Origin of the sequence: Parasutterella muris, assembly GCF_009767915.1 — a bacterium.
In the GTDB taxonomy this organism is placed as follows: Bacteria; Pseudomonadota; Gammaproteobacteria; order Burkholderiales; family Burkholderiaceae_F; genus Parasutterella; species Parasutterella muris.
In genome coordinates this window covers 36,628-58,161 of the sequence record NZ_WSRP01000004.1, presented here as the reverse complement: position 1 = coordinate 58,161, position 21,534 = coordinate 36,628, and the positions used below count along the sequence as shown (strand labels likewise).

At 50.8% G+C, this 21,534-nt stretch carries 19 protein-coding genes; 12 read left to right on the top strand and 7 right to left on the bottom strand.

Annotated features, from left to right (window positions below; genetic code table 11):
• The first annotated feature begins 16 nt into the window (after positions 1-16).
• Complete coding sequence (greA, locus tag E5987_RS02035) at positions 17-490, top strand: transcription elongation factor GreA (protein WP_160334423.1); 474 nt, start codon at positions 17-19, stop codon at positions 488-490.
• A gap of 17 nt (positions 491-507) precedes the next feature.
• Here greA and yhbY read toward each other — a convergent pair whose 3' ends face one another.
• Positions 508-1,038 carry a ribosome assembly RNA-binding protein YhbY gene (gene yhbY, locus E5987_RS02030; protein WP_160334422.1) on the bottom strand — a complete coding sequence of 177 codons (531 nt, stop codon included), beginning with the start codon at positions 1,036-1,038 and terminating at the stop codon, positions 508-510.
• 42 nt (positions 1,039-1,080) lie between these two features.
• On the opposite strand from yhbY, the gene E5987_RS02025 reads away from it, so the two are divergent.
• The 11 genes from E5987_RS02025 to E5987_RS01975 all read left to right on the top strand — a co-directional run bounded on the left by E5987_RS02025 (position 1,081) and on the right by E5987_RS01975 (position 15,209).
• Positions 1,081-1,725: an RlmE family RNA methyltransferase gene (locus E5987_RS02025; protein WP_160334421.1), complete on the top strand. Its 645-nt coding sequence runs from the start codon at positions 1,081-1,083 to the stop codon at positions 1,723-1,725.
• Positions 1,726-1,945: 220 nt separating this feature from the next.
• Complete coding sequence (gene dnaE, locus E5987_RS02020) at positions 1,946-5,395, top strand: DNA polymerase III subunit alpha (RefSeq protein WP_160334420.1); 3,450 nt, start codon at positions 1,946-1,948, stop codon at positions 5,393-5,395.
• Between the two features lie 217 nt (positions 5,396-5,612).
• On the top strand, positions 5,613-7,637 hold the full coding sequence (gene ftsH, locus E5987_RS02015; RefSeq protein WP_160334419.1) for an ATP-dependent zinc metalloprotease FtsH: 2,025 nt from the start codon (positions 5,613-5,615) through the stop codon (positions 7,635-7,637).
• A 62-nt stretch (positions 7,638-7,699) separates the two neighbouring features.
• Positions 7,700-8,281, top strand: a complete 582-nt coding sequence (greB, locus tag E5987_RS02010) for a transcription elongation factor GreB (protein WP_160334418.1) — start codon at positions 7,700-7,702, stop codon at positions 8,279-8,281.
• 43 nt (positions 8,282-8,324) lie between these two features.
• Positions 8,325-9,389 carry a tRNA preQ1(34) S-adenosylmethionine ribosyltransferase-isomerase QueA gene (gene queA, locus E5987_RS02005; RefSeq protein WP_160334417.1) on the top strand — a complete coding sequence of 355 codons (1,065 nt, stop codon included), beginning with the start codon at positions 8,325-8,327 and terminating at the stop codon, positions 9,387-9,389.
• Positions 9,386-10,519 carry a tRNA guanosine(34) transglycosylase Tgt gene (tgt, locus tag E5987_RS02000; RefSeq protein WP_160334416.1) on the top strand — a complete coding sequence of 378 codons (1,134 nt, stop codon included), beginning with the start codon at positions 9,386-9,388 and terminating at the stop codon, positions 10,517-10,519. Before queA ends, tgt begins: the two co-directional genes overlap by 4 nt.
• A gap of 99 nt (positions 10,520-10,618) precedes the next feature.
• Positions 10,619-10,969 carry a preprotein translocase subunit YajC gene (gene yajC, locus E5987_RS01995; protein ID WP_160334415.1) on the top strand — a complete coding sequence of 117 codons (351 nt, stop codon included), beginning with the start codon at positions 10,619-10,621 and terminating at the stop codon, positions 10,967-10,969.
• Positions 10,970-11,066: 97 nt separating this feature from the next.
• Positions 11,067-12,965: a protein translocase subunit SecD gene (gene secD, locus E5987_RS01990; protein WP_160334414.1), complete on the top strand. Its 1,899-nt coding sequence runs from the start codon at positions 11,067-11,069 to the stop codon at positions 12,963-12,965.
• Positions 12,966-12,967: 2 nt separating this feature from the next.
• Positions 12,968-13,903: a protein translocase subunit SecF gene (secF, locus tag E5987_RS01985; protein ID WP_160334413.1), complete on the top strand. Its 936-nt coding sequence runs from the start codon at positions 12,968-12,970 to the stop codon at positions 13,901-13,903.
• Between the two features lie 525 nt (positions 13,904-14,428).
• On the top strand, positions 14,429-14,959 hold the full coding sequence (locus E5987_RS01980) for a DUF805 domain-containing protein (protein WP_160334412.1): 531 nt from the start codon (positions 14,429-14,431) through the stop codon (positions 14,957-14,959).
• Positions 14,940-15,209: a hypothetical protein gene (locus E5987_RS01975; protein WP_160334411.1), complete on the top strand. Its 270-nt coding sequence runs from the start codon at positions 14,940-14,942 to the stop codon at positions 15,207-15,209. Before E5987_RS01980 ends, E5987_RS01975 begins: the two co-directional genes overlap by 20 nt.
• 58 nt (positions 15,210-15,267) lie before the next feature.
• Here the strand turns inward: E5987_RS01975 and E5987_RS01970 are convergent, their stop codons facing one another.
• From E5987_RS01970 to hypF, 6 genes are all read right to left on the bottom strand, one after another.
• The gene (locus E5987_RS01970) at positions 15,268-15,849 is read right to left on the bottom strand and encodes a cyclase family protein (RefSeq protein WP_160334410.1); all 582 of its coding nucleotides are present in this window, start codon (positions 15,847-15,849) and stop codon (positions 15,268-15,270) included.
• A gap of 213 nt (positions 15,850-16,062) precedes the next feature.
• A complete protein-coding gene (locus tag E5987_RS01965; protein WP_160334409.1) occupies positions 16,063-16,725 on the bottom strand; it encodes a response regulator in 663 nt (220 codons plus the stop codon).
• A 78-nt stretch (positions 16,726-16,803) separates the two neighbouring features.
• Positions 16,804-17,853 carry a hydrogenase expression/formation protein HypE gene (gene hypE / locus E5987_RS01960; protein ID WP_160334408.1) on the bottom strand — a complete coding sequence of 350 codons (1,050 nt, stop codon included), beginning with the start codon at positions 17,851-17,853 and terminating at the stop codon, positions 16,804-16,806.
• A gap of 15 nt (positions 17,854-17,868) precedes the next feature.
• Positions 17,869-18,978, bottom strand: a complete 1,110-nt coding sequence (hypD, locus tag E5987_RS01955; protein WP_160334407.1) for a hydrogenase formation protein HypD — start codon at positions 18,976-18,978, stop codon at positions 17,869-17,871.
• A gap of 12 nt (positions 18,979-18,990) precedes the next feature.
• On the bottom strand, positions 18,991-19,212 hold the full coding sequence (locus E5987_RS01950) for a HypC/HybG/HupF family hydrogenase formation chaperone (RefSeq protein WP_160334406.1): 222 nt from the start codon (positions 19,210-19,212) through the stop codon (positions 18,991-18,993).
• A gap of 2 nt (positions 19,213-19,214) precedes the next feature.
• On the bottom strand, positions 19,215-21,521 hold the full coding sequence (gene hypF, locus E5987_RS01945) for a carbamoyltransferase HypF (RefSeq protein WP_160334405.1): 2,307 nt from the start codon (positions 21,519-21,521) through the stop codon (positions 19,215-19,217).
• Positions 21,522-21,534: the final 13 nt, after the last annotated feature.

The following is a 21,534-nucleotide window of genomic DNA, read 5'->3' as shown; positions in this document are numbered from 1 at the left end:
ATTTTTTTTGTAGAAGATGGCTATTCCAATTACTGCCCGCGGGGCAAAAATGCTTAAAGATGAGCTTCATCGTTTGAAGACGCAGGATCGTCCTGCTGTTGTTCAGGCGATTGCCGAAGCTCGTGAAAAAGGGGACCTCTCTGAAAATGCGGAATACGATGCCGCCAGAGAATCTCAGGCCTTTATTGAAGGCCGAATCATGGAGCTCGAAAGCAAGATTTCGCAGTTCCAGGTGATTGATCCGACGACGCTGCCCAACAACGGTCGTGTTGTGTTCAGCGCGACTGTGACGATTGAGGATGTGGAAACAGGAGACCGTCAGCGCTTTCAGATCGTTGGTGCCGACGAAAGCGACACGAAAGCTGGCCGTATTTCCATCGCCAGCCCGATCGCGCGTGCGCTGATCGGCAAAAATGAAGGCGATGTCGTAGAGGTTCAGGCCCCGAAGGGCGTGAGCGAGTACGAAATCATCGCCGTTGAATTTATTTAAAGCGAGAGCTAGGGCGTTTACTCTTCTTCTTTGAGGACGCCTTTGTTTTTCATGTGGGAGCCGAGCGCTTTGCCCTTGGCTCCGACCGCTTTGACCTGACCCTTCGGGGTCTTTCCCTTTTTAAGGGTCTTGGCCCAGGGCGCGTTCTTTGCGCCGCTCTTCTTGCTGTTGATCTTTTCCGTTAGACGTTTGCGATTGTTGCGCGCTTTTGCGCCGGTCTTGCGCACACGGTCCATCGGAGCGGGTTTCTCTTCGTCTTCTTCCTCCTTTTCAGGAATCGGGCGATAAAGAACAAAGAGCTTACCGATCAGCTGGATTTTGGCGGCGCCGAGTTTTTCCGCGAGTTCTTCATAGATCGCGACGCGTTCTTCGCGGTCGTCGCTCGGAACACGAACTTTGATGAGGCCGTGAACATTCAGTTCGCGGTCGACTTCTTTAATGACAGCGTCTGTCAGGCCGTTGGAGCCGAGAAGGACGACCGGGTCAAGGTGATGCGCCTGGGCTCGAAGTGCGATGCGCTCGTCCCTTGAGAGTTTTAATTGTGTCATGATTGATGAATCTCCTTATAAATTTTGTAAGAGTTTAACCTTATGCCGGTCTCAGAAAAGAAATTACGCTCAAATCCAGCGTGGATAAAAAGACATCTCACGGATCCGTTTGTAAAACGCAGCGTTCAGGAGGGCTACAGAGCCCGTTCGGTTTACAAGCTCATGGAGATCGATGATAAAGACAAAATCATTAAACCCGGAATGTCTGTCGTTGATTTGGGCGCCGCGCCGGGTTCATGGACCCAGATTGTGAAGGAGCGCCTGACGGATAAAGAAGGCAGGCTCGACGGAAAAGTCATCGCAATGGACATTCTGCCGATGGATCCGATCGAAGACGTGCATTTTCTGCAGGGTGACTTCAGAGAGCAGGAAGTTGCGGATCAGCTCACAGAACTGCTTGAAGGTGAAAAAGTCGACGTGGTGCTTTCGGATATGGCGCCGAATCTCTCCGGCGTAGCCGCCGCCGACGCTGCGCGCTGCCTGCTTTTGAACGAGCTTGCGCTTGACTTTGCCAAAGAGAATCTGAAGCCTAACGGCTTCTTTGTCTGCAAGGTGTTCCAGGGCAGCGGCTACTCGCAGTATATCGAGGCCTGCAAAAAGACCTTTAAGAAAGTCTCCGTGCGTAAACCGGAAGCCTCGAGAAGTTCTTCGGCGGAAGTTTATGTAGTAGCGAAGAACCTGAAATAACGCGGTTTGAAAACGTTCTTTTTAAATTCCCGCTCCTGACGAACAATCGAGGCGGGAATATATTTTTATATACCGCATCAAAGGCCTGGTTTCATGCAGCTCGGCTTTTCAGAGGACAATCGTTTGGTTTGTAACCATGCGATTCTGTCCTCATTTCGTTAAGATTGATCCTTTAGAATTTTCCAAATTCCAGCCTTCCTTTTCTCCGGAACCGAACGATATGAGTCAAGATTTTGTCCACCTTCGCATGCACACCGAATTTTCGATCAAAGACGGTCTGATCAAACCGAAAAAGATTGTGCATAAAGCGATCGCCTCCGGTATGAAGGCGCTTGCGATTACGGACCTCTCGGCAATGTTCGGAGACGTGATTTTCTACAAGGCGGCTTCCGGTGCGGGAATTAAACCGATCCTCGGCGCCGACTGCTGGATCACCAATCACTACAATCGGGACGATCCCCATCGTCTGCTTTTCCTGTGTAAAAACCAGGACGGCTACCATGCGCTTTGTGAGCTGCTCTCCCGCGCATGGCTGAAGAATCAGCATAAGGACAGAGGCGAGATCGACCTTGATTGGATCACTGAGGACATGGCCAAGGGACTGATTGTTCTCTCCGGTTTTAATACCGGCTCAGTCGGTAAATCGATCCTCAACGGAAGCTTTGAAGCGGCCAAAGAGGAGTGCGCGCAGCTTGCTGCTCGTTTTCCGGGTCAGTTCTATCTGGAAATTCAGAGAATCGGCCGCCCCGAGCTTGAAGCGGTGGTTGACGGTACGGTCAGACTTGCCAAAGAGCTGAACATTCCGGTCGTCGCTGCCCATCCGATTCAGTTTGAAGAAAAGGAAGATTTTGAATTCCATGAGGCAAGAAGTGCGATCGCTGAAGGCTATACGCTAGCCAATCAAGCCCGTCCGAGAATTTTTACGCCGGAACAGTATTTCAAGAGCAAAGAGGAAATGATTGCTTTGTTCTCGGATATTCCGTCCGCGATCGAGAACACGGTTGAAATCGCCAAGATGTGCAACCTGACGCTGAAGCTTGGCAAGCCTCAGCTGCCGATTTTCCCGACACCTGAAGGGAAATCGCTCAAAGAATATATGGCTGAACTTGCCCGTCGGGGTCTCGATCGCCGTCTCAAAGTGCTTTATCCGGATGAGAAGGTCAGAAAAGAAAAGTTCCCGACCTACTCACAGCGTCTGGAGCGCGAAATCGGAATTATTCAGGAGATGGATTTCCCAGGATACTTCCTCATCGTTCAGGACTTTATTAACTGGGCCAAGACACACGGCTGTCCGGTGGGTCCGGGGCGAGGTTCGGGCGCCGGTTCACTGGTTGCGTACTGCCTGGGCATTACCGATTTGGATCCGCTTCAGTTTGACCTGCTGTTTGAGCGATTTCTGAATCCGGAACGCGTTTCCATGCCTGACTTTGACGTGGACTTCTGTCAGAACAACCGCGGCCGTGTCATTGAGTATGTAAAAAGCAAGTACGGCGACGAATCGGTCAGCCAGATCGCGACCTTCGGCACGATGGCGGCAAAGGGTGCGATTAAGGACGTCGGCAGGACGCTCGATATGTCCTATATGGAGACGGATCGTCTGGCGCGTATGATCCCGACGATTCCCGGAAAGAACATTACATTGGCAGAGGCGCTCTCCGATATTCCGGAATTTAGAGCGGCGGTGCGCAATGATCCTCAGGTTAGAAAACTGGTCACGTACGCACTGAAACTTGAGGGGACAACCAAGAGCCTGGGCATTCATGCGGGCGGCGTGCTGATCGCGCCCGGAAAGCTCGTTGATTTCTGTCCGCTGTATGCGGCTGGGATGCTCCCTGAGAACGTAATCAGTCAGTACGATAAAAAAGACGTTGAAGCGGTCGGCCTGGTGAAGTTCGACTTCCTGGGTCTTACCACACTCACGATCATTGAACGCGCGCTTGACTATATTGAAGCCAATACCGGCAGCCGTCCGGATATTGAACATATGGAGTGCGACGACGAAGCGACCTACCGGAATATTTTCCAGAAGGGCGATACCGTTGCGGTCTTCCAGTTTGAATCGACCGGTATGCGTCAGCTGCTGATTCGCGCGGTACCGACAAAGATTTCCGACTTGATCGCTTTGAACGCGCTGTATCGTCCGGGCCCGATGGACCTGATTGATGACTTTATTGATATTCGAGACGGGAAAAAGAAAGCCGAATACGCGGATGACCGCTTAATTCCGATTTTGGAAGAAACCTCCGGCATTATGGTCTATCAGGAACAGGTCATGCTGGTCGCGCAGAAAATCGGAGGATACTCACTTGGCGGCGCGGATATTCTGCGCCGAGCCATGGGTAAGAAAGACGTCGCGGAAATGGAGCGCCAAAGCAAAGTCTTTATTGAGGGCGCCGCAAAGAACGGCGTCACCGAAGAAGTTGCGACGCATTTGTTCGAATTGATGAGAAAGTTTGCAGGCTACGGATTTAATAAATCTCATGCCGCGGCTTACTCTTATGTCGCTTATAAAACCGCTTGGCTCAAGAATTACTATCCTGCGGAGTTCCTTGCCTCGTCCCTGACCGAAGTCATGACGGACGCGACGAAGATGCGTACGATCCTTTCGGATGCCGCCAAGCATGGTGTGGAAATCTTAGGTCCCGATATCAACGGCAGCGAATTTAATTTCACAAGTCCGAAAACCAAAGTGATTCGTTTAGGCTTCGGCGCTCTGAAGGGGATCGGTCAGGGCCCTGCGGACGCGATTGTGAAAGAGCGCAGCGAAAATGGTCCGTTTAAAGATATGTATGATCTCGCTAAACGAGTCGGCACCTCTGCGATCACCAAGAAAGTCCTGCAGGCGTTTTCTCTTGCGGGCGTCTTTGATTCGATTGATCCAAACCGCCGCAAATGGTTTGATAACGTCGATTTAGTTATTCAGGCAGCTCAGCAGTCGGAAAGTTCCTCCAACCAGTTCTCTCTGTTCGGAGAAGAAGAGGAACAGTGTGTTGAAATGATTGAGGTGACGCCCTGGAGCGAACGCAGTACGCTTGAGAAAGAGTTTTCCGTCATGGGAATGTATTTCTCAAGTCATCCGAGTCATGTCTACAAGAAAGAGCTGAGCAGGTATTACGGCGCATCGCTCCTGGATGCGGCGCCGGAGGGATTTGGCGACTTCCGGGTCGCGGGTATTTACGCCGGCTGTGAAAAGCGTCAGAGTAAGGACGGCAAATATTTTGTCCAGCTGCACCTTGAAGCAGGAGAAAAGGTTGAGGATTACCGAATCAATCTGGAGTACTACGAGCGAAATCTTGAGAAAATCAAGACCATTCCCAAAGGTGAAATTGTGGTGGTTTCGATTAAGAGAGGCCATAGCAAGAAGACGAATAAAGATTGGGTTTCCGCCGGCGAATTTGCGCCGCTCTATGAGCTGAGAAAAGAAAACGGCGCAAAAGTCAAAATGCGCATCAGACCAGATGCTGATCCCGCGGAGCTTGAAGGAATTCAGCAGATTATTCTGAATAATTCAATCAAGAATCAGGAGTTCGCGGTACCGATCGAAATGGAATTCGTGTTCCCGGGCAAGCTGCTTTGCACAAAGCTTCCGATGAAGATATCTCCGAGTTGGGACATCATCACTAAGTTAGAAGAATGTTCCGCGCTTGAAGGGGTATCCGTCAAATATTGATTAGCATGCTGATGAATCCCGAAGTGAGTGAAAAACCGTGTTTCAGTCACTTCGAATCTTCATAATGTTAACAATTGGAAAAACAGGGCCGTGTGAACTGTAATCTTTTTAAGTTTTTGGTATTGTGTTGAGACACTTATGTGCTTTGATCTGTCACAACAGTCATATTTTAGAAACCGATCATTTGCAGCGGCGATAAGCCGAAAGGGATAATATTTTGAATAAAAATAATTTATTTGCCAAAGTTGCTGTCTGGATCGTTATTGCTCTGGTTTTGTTTACTGTGTTTAAACAATTCGACGGGGCTAAGAAGATCGCGACTGCGGAACCTTCCACGAGCTACACCCAATTCATGGACCAGGCTAAGGAAGGCAAAATCAAGCGCGTTGATGTTCAGGGCAGAACCCTTACTGTCACGCCGACGGAAGGCGCGACTTATAAGATTACCGCGCCCGGCGATCTTTGGATGGTTGAAGATCTCCGCAAGGCGGGTGTTCAGGTTTACGGTCAGCCGGACGAAGAGCAGAGCTTCCTTGCTTCTATCTTCATCTCCTGGTTCCCGATGATTCTCCTCATCGGTGTTTGGATTTTCTTCATGCGTCAGATGCAGGGCGGCGGCAAAGGCGGCGCCTTCAGTTTTGGCAAATCCAAAGCCAGAATGCTTGACAGCTCCAATAACAACATCACATTTGCGGATGTTGCCGGCTGTGACGAGGCTAAAGAAGAAGTCTCCGAAATGGTCGATTATCTGAAAGACCCGACCAAATATCAGCGCCTTGGCGGACGCATTCCCCGCGGCGTTCTGCTTGTCGGCTCTCCGGGTACCGGTAAGACGCTGCTCGCCAAAGCGATTGCAGGCGAAGCGAAGGTTCCGTTCTTTACCATTTCCGGTTCCGACTTCGTGGAAATGTTCGTCGGTGTTGGTGCGGCTCGTGTTCGCGACATGTTCGAGAACGCGAAGAAGAATTCTCCCTGCATTATCTTCATTGATGAAATTGATGCTGTGGGTCGTCAGCGCGGCGCCGGTCTCGGCGGCGGCAACGACGAACGTGAGCAGACTCTGAATCAGATGCTCGTGGAGATGGACGGTTTCGATACCAATTCCAGCGTTATCGTCATTGCTGCGACCAACCGTCCGGACGTTCTTGACCCGGCGCTGCTGCGTCCCGGCCGTTTTGACCGTCAGGTTGTGGTTCCGCTGCCCGATATCCGCGGCCGTGAACAGATTCTCAAAGTTCACATGCGCAAGATCCCGGTGGGCGCCGATGTGGACGAAGCGATCCTTGCGAGAGGTACGCCCGGATTCTCCGGAGCCGATTTGGCCAATCTCGTGAACGAAGCGGCGCTTTTTGCCGCTCGCAGAAACGGCCGTGTGGTCGCGATGGAAGACTTCGAACGCGCTAAGGACAAGATCATGATGGGTGCCGAAAGAAAAGGCATGGTCATGGATGAGAACGAGCGCAAGAATACGGCCTATCACGAATCCGGCCACGCATTGGTTGCGCGTCTGATGCCTAAGAGCGACCCCGTTCATAAGGTTACGATTATTCCTCGCGGCCGTGCGCTTGGTCTGACGATGCAGCTGCCTGCAGAAGATCATTATTCTTATGACAGACAGTATCTTCTGACTCGCATTGCGATTCTCTTTGGCGGCCGTATCGCTGAGGAAGTGTTTATGAATCAGATGACCACAGGCGCTTCCAACGACTTTGAACGCGCAACTCAGATGGCGCGCGACATGGTTATGCGCTACGGTATGAGCGATAAGCTCGGCCCCATGGTCTACGGCGAAAACGAGAATGAAGTCTTCCTCGGCCGCTCCGTCACGCAGACAAAGCATATTTCTGAAGAGACAATGCGCAATGTGGATGCGGAAGTTCGCCGTATTATTGACGAACAGTACGCAATCGCGCGCAAACTGATCGAAGAACATCAGGAAGAAATGCACAAGATGGCGCATGCCTTGCTTGAATGGGAAACGATCGATTCCGATCAGATTGATGACATTATGGAAGGCAAGGATCCGCGTCCTCCGAAGCAGCTCTCCAAGAAGAAAAAGGTCGCTGACGCTGCTCCTGAAGCTCAGGTGAGCGCACCGGCCGCAGAGGAGAATGCCGCAGAGGCTCAGGATTCGAAGCCGGAAGCTGACGAGACGCCTCAGACGGAGCAGGCGGCGCCCAAAGCTGAAGACGCCAAGCCTGAAGATAAGCCGGAAGGCCCTGATCAGGCGCCAAAGCCTTAAAATAACCAAATAGGTTCGGAAGGCCGCTTTTTGCGGTCTTTTGAACTTATAGGGGAAGACAAATGAGCGAAGATCTCGAATTTAAAGCCGAAGACGAAGAAGACTACGACGAAGAGGAAGTCAAGATACCTGAAATCAAAGGAACCAAGAATTACATGACGCGCGCCTGTTACAACAGGCTTTTAGCCGAACGTAAAAATCTTGTTCTGGTGGAACGTCCGGAAACGGTTCAGGTCGTTGCGTGGGCAGCGTCAAACGGCGATAGAAGCGAAAACGGAGATTACCTTTACGGCAAAAAGCGTCTGCGCGAAATCGACCGCAGAATTCGTTTTCTTAATAAACGTATTGAAAACAGCGAAGTCATCGACATCGCGAATCGGCCGCCGACAGATCAGATTTTTTTCGGCGCGACCGTGTTATTCGCCAATGAACAGGGCGAGGAGTCTAAAATCCGCATCGTCGGAATTGACGAAGCGGACGGTTCGGTCGGTGACGTATCCTGGATTTCTCCGATCGCTCGTGTCTTTTTGAAACACTTTGAAGGCGATACGGTTCTCCTTCCGACGCCAAAAGGTGTTAAAAAGCTCGATATTCTTGAAGTGACTTATGTCGATGAGCCTCCGGGCAAACCGCATAGTCTTTAACCATACGGCCCAATGGGCCGATTTTCTCAGGGCCGGTAAAGCCATGAACGAAAAAGAACAGCATTTATCTGATTTTGATTTTGAACTCCCGGAAAGCCTGATTGCGCAATTTCCGCTGAAAGATCGAGCTTCCTCGCGACTGCTTCACGTGCGGCCCGACGGTAGCCTTGAAGACCTTATTTTCAGAGATCTTCTGAACTTGGTTCGTGCCGGAGACGTTCTTATTTTTAACGACACCAAAGTTATTAAAGCCCGGCTCACCGGCCGCAAACAAACCGGCGGCTTTTTTGAAGCCATGACCGAACGTGTGATCGGTACGCACGAAGCTATCTCCATGATGCGCTCGAGCAAGCCTGCAAAGCCCGGAACTATTCTTTACTTTGACCATCCGGAAGGCGGTGAGCCTGCGGTTGCAGAAGTTCTCGGCCGAGAAGGAGAGTTCTTTAAGCTTCGCTATGAACGTCCGGTCCTTGAAGTTCTGGATGAATACGGCAAAGTTCCGCTTCCTCCCTACATTCAGCATGCGGCTGAGAAGTCCGATGAAACGCGTTATCAAACGGTTTACGCAAGCCATCCCGGCGCGGTAGCCGCGCCGACGGCCGGACTGCACTTTACGGAAGAGCTTCTGCAGCAGATTCGGGATAAAGGCTGTGAAGAAGTTTTTGTCACGCTTCACGTCGGTGCCGGAACTTTCCAGCCGGTGCGCGTAGAGAATCTGTCCGAACACGTGATGCACTCCGAGTGGTACACGATACCTGAGGAGACCGCCCGCAAAATCAACAAGGCAAAAGAAGAAGGCAGAAGAGTCATTTGTGTCGGAACAACGAGTCTTCGTACCGTTGAAGCGAGCGCTTCTTCAAATCCGGAAGGCAAAGTGGTTCCGGGAGCAGCGGAAACCCGACTCTTTATTACGCCCGGATATGAATTCAAAGTTTGTGACGCCATGGTCACGAACTTCCATCTTCCTAAATCAACATTGGTTATGCTCGTCAGTGCCCTTTGCGGTAGAGACGAAATTCTTAACGCTTACAAACATGCCGTTGAAGAAAAGTACAGATTCTTCAGCTACGGGGATGCATGTTTTCTCGAAAAAAAGGCTAACTCATGAGTCTGACTTTTAAACTTCATAAAAAAGAAGGGTCTGCGCGCAGAGCGGAAATCCATTTGAACCACGGCGTCGTTCAGACCCCTGTGTTCATGCCCGTCGGAACATACGGTACTGTTAAAGCGATGAGCCCTCTTGAGCTCAATGAAATCGGCACCCAGATTCTTTTGGGCAACACCTTTCATCTTTGGCTTCGTCCGGGACTGGATGTTATCGCCGAGCATGGCGGTCTTCACGGTTTTATGGGCTGGGACAAACCCATTCTTACCGACTCCGGAGGCTTCCAGGTCTTCTCTCTTGGGAAACTGAGAAAGATTACGGAAGAAGGCGTACGTTTTGCCTCTCCGATCAACGGTGAAAGATTGTTCCTCACACCTGAAGTTTCGATGGAAATTCAGAAGGTGCTGAATTCGGACATCGCTATGATTTTTGACGAATGCACGCCGTACGAGATCAACGGCGTACCCGCGACGGAAAAGCAGGCCGCAGATTCCATGCGGCTGTCTCTGAGGTGGGCAAAGCGTTCCAGAGAAGCGTTTGATCGTCTTGAAAACCCGAATGCGCTCTTTGGCATTGTTCAGGGCGGGATGTTCCAAAATCTTCGTGACGAGTCTCTCGCCGGGCTGAAGGACATCGGTTTTGACGGCTATGCGATCGGAGGTCTTTCTGTCGGCGAGCCGAAAGAAGAAATGATCAAGATTCTCGATCATATGAGCGGAATCATGCCGGAGGACAGACCTCGTTATCTGATGGGTGTCGGCACACCGGAAGATTTAGTGGAAGGCGTCAGCCGCGGTATCGACATGTTTGACTGCGTCATGCCGACCCGCAACGCCCGCAACGGCTGGCTATTCACACGCTACGGCGATGTGAAGCTTCGCAACGCCAAATACAAGCATGATCTGCGTCCGCTTGACGAGACCTGCGACTGCTACTGCTGCCGCAATTTCTCCCGAGCCTATCTGCATCATCTGCAGAAGGTCAATGAAATTCTTGGTGCCCGACTCAATACGATTCATAATCTGCACTACTATCTCAATCTGATGAAAGAGATTCGTGAGGCGCTTGATGAAGGCCGCTTTACACAGTGGCGTGAGCAGTTCTACAGAGATCGAGCCAGAGGAGTCGGTTAGGAATTTTCTTCATATTCAAATTAACTAAGTCCTCTATAATTAGTTAGATTTATATAAAACAAATCCCGCATATTTGTGATTTAACATTGGAGTATTAAATTGTTTATTTCTGAAGCATACGCTCAGGCTGCCGGCGGCGCGGTTGCGGCACCCGGAGGCCTTGAAAGCATGGCGTCCTCTTTCGGCATCATGATTCTGATCTTTGCCGTGTTCTGGTTCCTTTTGATCAGACCGCAGCAGAAACGCCAGAAAGAGCACAAGAAGATGATTGACGCTTTGACTGTCGGAGACGAAGTCATTACAGCGGGCGGTATCTGCGGCAAGATTCTTGCTGCCGATGAGAACTACATCAATCTTCAGATTGCCCAGGTTGAAGACAAGCCGGTTGCGATTACGTTCCAGCGTCTGGCCATTCAGGCAGTTCTTCCCAAAGGAACGGTTAAGTTTTAATTTCCGCGCCTAACGGATATGTCACGGCCGTCTCTGGAAAGGGGACGGTCGTTTTGTAGTTTTAACGAGATAGGCGAGAGAACCGCCAAAAATAGTTATGAATCGATACCCACTCTGGAAATATATTCTGATTGTGGTTGTGCTCGCGATCGCTGCGATCTATACGCTGCCGAATTTCTATGGTGAGTCGCCCGCAGTTCAGGTTAGTCCCGGAAAAGCAACGACAAAAGTTACTGAAAACACTCTGAAGAGTGTTGAAGATGCTCTGAAGGCGGCGAAAATTGAGCCGAACGGTGTTTTCTTTGAGCAGGGCGCTCAGCAGAATTCCATCCGCGTTCGCTTTGCTCCGACCGAAGGCGATCTTCAGCTTCGCTCCCGTGACATCATTGAAAAGCTTCTGAATCCCGATCCGGCCGATCCCGCTTATGTGGTCGCGCTGAATCTTGTACCGAATACGCCGCAGTGGCTGCTGAGCCTTAACGCTCTGCCGATGTACCTCGGTCTTGACCTTCGCGGCGGCGTGCACTTTTTGCTCGCTGTGGACATGAAGGCGGCTGTCACAAAGAGAATCGAAGCGGCCTCAGGCGAAGTCAGGACTGTCCTTCGTGATAAGAAGATTCGTCATACCGGTATCAATCGAGTCGGTGACACGCTTGAGATTTCTTTCCGCAATGCCGAAGACGAAGACAATGCGCTTGATATTCTGAGAAACCGCCAGTCTGATTTGACGTTTGCCAAGTCCGAACAGGCGGGCAAATACATGATCATCGGCGCGATGTCCCAGAAAGCTATGCAGGATGTACAGGAGTATGCGCTGAAGCAGAACGTCGCGACACTGCACAACCGAATCAATGAGCTTGGCGTAGCTGAACCCGTGATCGCGCAGCAGGGTGCCGACCGTATTGTTGTTCAGCTTCCGGGCGTACAGGATACCGCTAAGGCTAAAGACATTCTCGGCCGCACAGCAACGCTTGAAGTCAGAATGGTGGACGACAGTCCCGAAGCGCTTGCTCAGCTTGCGCAGGGTACGGTTCCTTTCGGAACTGAGCGTTATAAAGATCGTGAAGGCCGCGACATTTTAGTTAAACGTCAGGTCGTTCTGACCGGCGATAACCTGAATGACGCGCAGCCCGGTTTTGACAACCAGACTCAGGAACCGACGGTTAACCTGACTCTGGACAACAAGGGCGCACGCATTTTCAAAGACGTGACACGTGAGAACGTTGGCAAGCGCATGGCGATTATCCTTTTTGAAAAAGGTAAGGGCGAAGTTGTGACAGCTCCAGTAATTCGTCAGGAAATCGGCGGCGGCCGCGTTCAGATTTCCGGTCGTATGACTACGATTGAAGCAACTGATACCGCGCTGCTTTTAAGAGCCGGTTCTCTTGCCGCTCCGATGGAAATTATTGAAGAACGTCTGGTCGGCCCGAGCCTGGGTGCGGAAAACATTAAGGCGGGCTTCCGTTCCACTCTGTGGGGCTTCATTGCCGTGTCTGTCTTCATGGTCATTTACTACCGACTCTTCGGCTTGATCTCCGCGATCTCTCTGACCTGCAACCTTCTGCTTCTGGTCGCGATTCTGTCCATGCTGCAGGCGACACTGACGCTTCCGGGTATTGCCGCTATGGCGCTGACGCTTGGTATGGCGGTGGACGCGAACGTTCTGATTAACGAACGTATTCGTGAAGAGCTCCGAATAGGGCGAACGCCTCAGCAGGCGATCAGCGAGGGCTACGGAATGGCGTTCAACACGATTTTGGACTCCAACATCACCAGCTTAATCGCGGGTATCGCGCTTCTGATTTTCGGTTCCGGCCCGGTACGAGGCTTCGCTGTGGTTCACTGTTTGGGCATCATGACCTCTATCTTTACATCCGTCATGGTTTCCAGAGCTATTGTGAACCTGTACTACGGACGCCGCAGAAAGCTCACATCTCTTTCAATCGGACAAGTTTGGCGGCCTGATGCCGACGCACCTAAGGCAAAAGGAGCATAACTATGGAACTATTTAGAATCCACAAAACGATCCCGTTCATGAAGTATTCCAAGATTCTGAACGCGATCTCGTTTATTTCCTTCTTTATCGCGATTGGTTTGCTTGTTGTACGCGGCTTAGCTTTCTCGATTGAGTTCACCGGCGGTCTCGTAATGGAGGTCAACTATCCGAACGCAGTGCCTGTTCAGGAGCTGCGTGTGGAATTAGAAAAGGCTACCGGAGGAGAAGTACAGGTCGTGAACTTCGGAACGGCTCGGGACGCGCAGATTCGTCTGCCTTTGAAGAACGGGAAAACCTCTGCTCAGATGAGCGAAGAGGTTATGAACGTAATTCACAAGAGCGAACCTGATGCGCAGCTGCGCCGAACTGAGTTCGTCGGACCGCAGGTTGGCGAAGAGCTGGCGACGGACGGTCTGACAGCCCTGCTGTTAGTGATTGTCGGCATTATGGTTTATTTGGCCTTCCGCTTTGAATGGAAGTTCGCGGTTGCGGCCATTATCGCCAACATGCACGACGTCTTTCTGGTCCTTGGCGTGTTCTCACTGTTTCAGTGGGAGTTCTCGCTGCCGGTATTGGCGGCGGTTCTGGCGGTACTCGGATACTCGGTTAACGAGTCCGTGATTATTTTCGACCGCTGTCGAGAATGTTTCCGCAAGATCAGAAAGGGGACTCCGGTAGAAATCGTCAATACTGCGATTACGCAGACGATTTCCCGTACGGTCATTACGCACTCGTCCACGCTGATGGTGACTCTTTCCATGTTCTTCTTCGGCGGTCCTGCGCTGCATTATTTTGCGCTTGCGCTGACCATTGGTATTCTTCTTGGCGTTTATTCGTCCGTGTTTGTTTCTGCGGCGATTGCGCTTTATCTTGGTGTCAAGCGCGAAGATCTGATGAAGAAGGTCCGCAAAGATGAAATTACTGACATGGTTCCGTAATTCTTTTCAGTTTCTGTGAAAAGGGCTGAAAGTCGGCCCTTGAACATCTGAAATACCTGTAAATAATCGCCTCCAAGAGAGGCGATTATTTTTGATATTTAGAATCATCTTCTGCCTATAGGCTTGGCTGCGGACGTTCTCTGAAGATTGTTGGAAAAGGGCTGGTAACGGTTGGCGCAGAAGTAACGTGAACCGGGTCTTTCAGAACGTTGGAAGCGGCCAAACCCGCCCGGCATACTCCTCAAAAAGCTCGTACTCGTACTACAGGCTTCCGTGGTCTAACAAAGAAATAGGACGATGTTTAGAAGTAAGGCTTACACATGAGGACTTGATACCGAAATTGGTATAAAACATGCTTCAGCATGTACACAAGACAATAATTTAAAAAGCCCTCAACGCCGGGATAATCATAAAGACTGAGAGTTTGTTTTCGTCATGCTTGTTTTCTTATTTCCCAAAAGCGGCGGATTAACGGCCTCGCTCTCCCAAGAATATTTAACATAGGACAAAATTGTGGTGGAGCGGATGAAACGAGCATTTAGGTGGTATTTGTTTGCGGTGAAATGCATCGTGAACTTTCACGGCCGTGCCGGTCGTGAGGAAATATGGAGCTTTTTCATATTCCAAACCATATTCATGAGCCTGTGCGCGCTCGGGGATCTTCTGATCACCGGCTTTCCAATCCTGCTGCCCGCATACGCTGCGCTCACGGCGATTCCTACAATATTAGTGATGATCAGACGGCTCCATGACTGTAACTTATCAGGATGGTGGGTTATTCTTGCTATACTTCCCCCGTTTTGTTTCTTCGTCATGAGTTGGGCGCCTGATCCGTTCCAGCCTAATCTGTATGGGACAACGGAAAGACTGTCGCATGAAGAGAGGGCTGTTAAAACCCCGCCTCCCATCATTGACGGTGTTGAATACCTAACTAAGCCCGGTTTCACTCCTCAATTGCGCAGACAGCGTGATGAGGAACAATACGAGAAAGATTTGAAAAGCATTATCGGAACACAAGATAAAGGAGTAAATAAAGATGAAAGACAAAAAGGATAGAAAACACGACAAGAAGCATGACAAGAAGGGCTGCGGCAAGAAGATCAAATGCCTTGGCAAAAAGATCAGAAGACTCGAAGAGCAGGAGCAGTATGTATCCGCTTTGATCGGTCAGCTCCAGATCGTTGCTGATGAAATCAGAATGGAAAAAGAATTCCTGGAAGACAAGCTCACAAAGAAAAAGGCTGCAAAACATCCCCGTTTTTTCAAAGAGGTTGTTGAAGTAGAAGAAGAGAAGCCTCAGGCTTAATTCGCAAAAGAGCCTCGAGTTTCGGGGCATTTCTATTTATAAGTGAGCAAACACTTGCTTACCGTTTAATAAGATAGGCACGAACCGGTGATGCTTCGATGCCTTCCCATTTCAGCGGGACTGCGTGAAGTTCGTAAAGGCCGGCCTCGACGTCCTGCAGGCAGATGTTTTCTAGAATGCAGATGTCGTGCGAAAGCAGTGCATGGTGAGCTTCAAAGTGAATACTAACTTTCGGATCAATAGATGCGGTGGAAATGCCGATCAAACGGACATCATGCCCGGTCAGTTTGTTCGCAAGTTCCTTTGAGATACCGGCTTCAGGATGATTAGTTTTCAGTAGAATTCGCTGATAATTAAAAGCAGAAGCAGGCATATCTTGGATATTGATTAATTTTCCTGCCTGAGAGACATCTGCAATATACGCTAAACCGACAAAAGTCTCGATGGAATAATTCTGTGCGCCGGGCTGCTCGTAGCCAAAGTGATACGGCAAATCGACGTGAGTGCCCACATGCGGTGTGAACTTAATTTCGGAAGTGTTGATTTGGCCAAACGAAAGATAATCGATACACAGCGGCGTGTCGCCTTCGAATACCGGAGTATTTCGGTTAACCGTCATGGAAATGTCGATAACTTTCATTATTTTTGCTTATTCCCGTAAATCTGTATGCGCAAAACAATTTGAATCCGTCGACTCTGTCCGTAAAATTGTAACTTGAAAAGTTTTAATAAGTAAGGACTCACCTTCGGTAATGAATTTTGAAAACCCGGAGCTTCTTATCTTGAGTTTTCAGGCATCGAAGAGAGGGTACAAAAAAGCCGGCATGGCGCCGGCATATTGCTTATAGGACTTCTATTCCACGTTGAATCCGTTCCTTCTTGCGGCAATCAGCGCTTCAGTGCGGTTTCTCGCGTCAAAGGCACGGTAAATCGCAGTGACGTGCGTTTTAATGGTGCCTTCGGAAAGATCAAGTTTGCGGCAGATCGATTTAATCGAGTCGCCCTGGCTCAGCAGTTTTAAGACCTGACACTGACGAGTGGTCAGATGTACCGTCGAGGAAGGATTGACCGACGGTTGCTGCGGGCTCATACCGATCGACTGCTGCTGTGTCAGTATCTTCGATGGTATGTAAACACCGCCTTCTAAAACGAAGTTCACGGCACCCTTGAGCAGATTCGCATCCAGAGACTTCGGAATAAAACCGGCTGCGCCCGCTGACAGTGTTTTCAAAATACTGTCCGAGTCAACTAAGCCGGAAAGAACCAAAATCTTCAGTGCCGGGTATTCAAGGAGCAGCCTTTCCAGAAGTTCCGTTCCGGTAGAGTCCGGCAGACCTAAATCTAAAATCATGAGATCAGCGGAGTCCCCATACTTGGAGGCGAGTTCCATTGCTTCCTTCGCAGTGGCGCCGACGTGAATGGAAACGCCCGGGTACATGCTTTTCAGAAGTGCGGAGAGCGCGGTTGTGATGAGTGAGTGGTCATCAACTAACAGGATTGTCTGGGGCTGTATCAAAACATTTCTCCTTTATTAACCATGCTAAGATAAATCGATCCGAGCCTTCCGTCAATATACTCAGGTAAATATGGGCAATCAGCAGATTCTCGGCAGCTGTTCACCCGTTAGCCAGTCCACCATACGCACACCGCCAAAGCCGGTTTCCATCTGCACAAAGTGATTTTCGTCTTCAATACAGCGTCCGATCAGCTGAGCGTTCTGTCCTAAAGGATCCTCCCGCATGATGGCAAGCATCTTTTCTGCATCCTCAGCCGCGCAAATCGCGATCAATTTCCCTTCATTTGCAACGTACAGCGGATCAAGCCCTAAAAATTCACAGGCGGCTTCCACGCTTTCCTTAACCGGAATCCTGTCTTCTTCCAGTACCATTCCGATATTGGACTGTGAAGCGATTTCATTGAGCGTAGTGCCCAGACCGCCGCGTGTCGGATCTCGCATGCAGCGCAGAGAAGGAACGCCTTTGACGAGCTTTTCCGTCAGACGGTTAAGACTTGCTGAGTCACTCTCGACATTGGTCTCAAAGCCTAGATTGACGCGCTGACTCATAACGGCGACACCATGATCGCCAATGTCTCCGGAAATGGCGATCACGTCTCCGGGCTTACAGAATGAGCCGGAAAGACGAACGCCTTTAGGAAGCACCCCGACACCGCAGGTGTTGATATAGATGCCGTCGGCTTTTCCTCGCTCCACGACCTTTGTGTCGCCGGTCACGATATAGACGCCGGCTTCTTTAGCGGCTTCAGCCATGCTTTCAACAATGCGCTTGAGATCCGACAAGGGGAAGCCTTCCTCAAGAATAAAACCGGCCGACAGATACTTCGGAACAGCGCCGCAGACCGCAACGTCATTGACGGTGCCGTGCACGGACAGCGCGCCGATATCTCCGCCTGCAAAAAAGATGGGACTCACAACGTGAGAGTCGGTCGCCATGATAAGTTCGCCCTCCGGGCACGGAAGGCGGGCACCGTCGTCACCCTGATCAAGATATTCATTGCTGAAGTACTTCGCAAACAGTTCGGAAATCAGCTGTGCGCTGGCTTTGCCGCCGGCACCGAAATTCATTTCGACTTTGCCGGTCTTGAAATTCACAGGACGCTGATAGTGTTTCTTTTCGCTTGTCATACTCTTCTCCGCTGTCTATGCGCGTTTATGTCTTCCATAGTTGAAGTAGGCGGCGCATGCCCCTTCACTCGAAACCATGCAGGAGCCGATCGGATTTTCCGGTGTGCAGACGGTGCCGAACGCTCTGCAGTCGGAGGGATGCTTCTCTCCGCGTAAAATGGCGCCGCATTCGCAGGCTTTATTGTCCGGAACCCGACGATATTTAAGTCCGAAGCGCTTTTCCGCATCGAACTCGCTATAGGCGTCTGAAAGCTTCAGTGCGGAATTCGGAACGCTGCCTAATCCTCGCCATTCGAAAGAATCTCTGAGCGCAAAAACTTCATGAACCATCTTCAGCGCTTTGGTGTTGCCTTCAGGTTTGACGGCTCGAATAAATTCGTTTTCGACTTTGGCTTCACCTTTGTTAATCTGACGGATCAGCATGAGAATCGACTGCAGCATGTCCAGGGGCTCAAAGCCTGCGATAACCACCGGTTTATGATGGTCCCGGGCAAAGGTTTCATAGGGTTCGCTGCCGATAATCGTAGAAACGTGCGCAGGACCGACGAATCCGTCAATATGAACCTTTTCGTCATTCTGCAGGATATGGTTCATCGCAGCCGGTGTCAGAACATGATTGCAGAAGACAAAGAAGTTCTTAAGGCCTTCGGCTTTTGCCTGCTTGAGTACAACGGCTGTCGCAGGCGTTGTGGTTTCAAAGCCGATCGCAAAGAAAACGACGTTTTTATCGGGATTGGCCCTTGCGATCTCCAGGCAGTCAGAGGCGGAATAAACCATGCGAATGTCGCCGCCCTGAGCTTTGGCCTTCATCATGGAAAGACCTCCGGAAGCCGGTACTCGCATACAGTCGGCATAGGTGCAGACCGTCGCGCCGTGTTCCAGCGCAAGCTCAATAGCAGAATCAATTCGGCCGATTGGCATGACGCAGACGGGGCAACCGGGTCCGTGAATCATTCGCACGTTCTCAGGAAGCACGCCCTCCAAACCATAGCGGCTGATGACATGAGTGTGGCCGCCGCAGAATTCCATCAGGCGATAACTTTTGTCGCTTTGTACTTCCGCCTTAATGTCCTTAATGATCTTTTTGGCAAGTTCCGTGTCACGGTATTCGGTAATGTATTTCATCGATCCGGTTCCTTAGGCAGGTTGGGAGGCTTGCGCAAAAAGTTCAAGCGTTTTCTGCGCCTCAATCGGATCGATTTTCTGAAGCGCGTATCCCACATGAAGAATCACGTAGTCGCCAACTCTCACATCGTCAATCAGCGCGGTGGAAATTGTTTTTTTAAGACCGGAGATTTCAACAACGGCGGTCTCGTCGTCGATGATTTCTTTGACCTGAACAGGAATGGCTAAACACATAACTAAACTCCGTTATTCGAATGAAGCTTCATCAGCACGGCATAAGCCTGACCGAGAGAGACGCCTCCGTCATTGGGCGGAATGCGAAGCCCTTCATAAACGCTGAGAGAGCCTTCTTCCAAATAATTTCTGAGGCTTCTGCTGAGTCTGGTATTCAGACAGCATCCGCCTGATAAACATACTTTTCTAATCTTGTTTTTTTCTGCGACAGCCAGCGCTAGTCGGCTGAGCGCGAAAGCGACGGTTTCATGGAAGTCAGCCGAGGCTTCAGCCGCAGAACTGTATTGAGTTAAATTTAATAGGAGCGGCACAAAATTGACGCCGCTCTCGCTGAATTCGAGCAGATCCTCGCGCACGCGTCCCTTTGTCCCGTAACCGGCTGCTTGGAAAAGAACCGGTGCTTCTCCTTCATAGGAAGAATGGGTCTTGACACCGGTAAGAGCGGCAGCGGTATCAAAAATCCTTCCTAAACTGGAACTCTCCGGAATCGGCAGGTCCGAGGCAAGCATGCGCTCAATGATCGAAGCGCCTTTGAACGGGAAGAGTCGTTTAGCATTTTCTGCCAAACCGTTTTGGCATAGCAGCGCGTAGGCCATTCTCCAGCCCTCGCGCGCGCATTTGTCGCCGCCGGGAAGAAGAATCGGCGATAGAGACTTCAGGCGCTCAAAACCCAGGGGATCAACTTTCAGCAGCTCGCCGCCCCAGGATTTTCCGTCAGTGCCGAGTCCGACTCCGTCAAGCGCGAGACCCAGCACCGCTTCTTTAAGCCCGTGTTCGGCCATCACCGCGGCAATATGCGCATGATGGTGCTGTACGGCAATGAGTTCGACATCAAACTCATTGGCAAGCTTTTCTGCCAGCACCGTGGAATAAAAATCCGGATGAAGATCGCATGCAATATAGTCGGGCCTGATCTCAAAAACTTCCGACAGATGCCGAATCGCTTTTTCAAGCGTGCGGTCGTTGCTCACTCTGTCTAGGTCACCAATGTGCTGCGTCAAATAAGCATGAGTGCCTTTTGTCAGACACGCGGTGTTCTTTAACCACGCGCCTGCAGCAATGACGGACGGACCTGAGAATGGGAGTGCGATTGCCTGAGGAACGAGACCTCTGGCGCGGCGAATGTACTGAACGTCATTGTCTTTGGCCTGCGCGACCGAATCATCACAGCGGATCAGGATGTCGCGGTTGTGTACAAGGAAACAGTCACAGATGCCTTCCAACAGACGTACCGCCTCGGCGTTGCTGATTACAAGCGGCTCGCCGCCAGCGTTCGCACTCGTCATAACAAGTGTCAAATCGTTGGGTTTCTCATGCCAGAGCGGATCCTCGCTTCGATCGGCCGCTTCAAAAAAGAGCAGCCAGTGAATCGGAGTGTAGGGAAGCATCAGGCCGATGTGCGTCAAATTCGGCGCGATACCGACTAAATGATCGTCTGCGCCGGGTTTCTTCGGCAGAAGCACAATGGGCGCTGCAGAGGACTCGAGAAGCTTCTGAGCTTCTTCGGAAACCTCGGCGATTCTGCGCGCGGACGCGGTATTCTGAACCATTAAGGCAAAGGGCTTGCTCGGTCGCTTTTTGCGTTCGCGAAGACGAGAGACCGCTTGAGCGTTTTTTGCGTCGCAAACCAGATGAAAGCCGCCAAGACCTTTGATTGCGGCAATTTCACCGGCCTTAATCCGTCTCATGACTTCAGCGAGCGGATCATCGGTATTGATCGGAAGCCCGGCTTTGTCAAGCAGCGTGACGTGAGGTCCGCAGACCGGACACGCGTTCGGCTGGGCATGAAATCTTCGATCCAGAGGATCGGTATATTCCTCAAGACAGTCCGAACACATCGGAAAATCTTTCATGCTCGTCTGCGGCCGATCATAGGGAAGATGCGCTGTGATGGTGTAGCGCGGCCCGCAGTGCGTGCAATTGATAAAAGGATAGCGATAGCGGCGATTGTTCTTGTCCGTAAGTTCGGAAAGGCACGCTCTGCAAACCGCCGCATCAGCAGGAATGACGGTGCTGACCGCGTCGCTGTGGCTTTCGAGAATCTTGAATTCGGTAAAGCCGCTCGGTTCGATCTCTTCGGAAACTATAGTTTCGATACTGGCAAGCGGCGGAAGTTCTGTCGTAAGACGCTTCATGAAGCGCGCGATGGAGGCCTCTTCGCCTTCCACTACAGTTTCAACGCCCTGACCGTCGTTTAAGACAGTTCCGTTCAGGTTTTCGTCAGTTGCTAAAACATAAACAAAAGGCCTGAACCCGACTCCCTGGACGGTTCCGTTGATCCTGAGACGACGCGCGCTTATCCTGCTCATGGACAAAACTCCC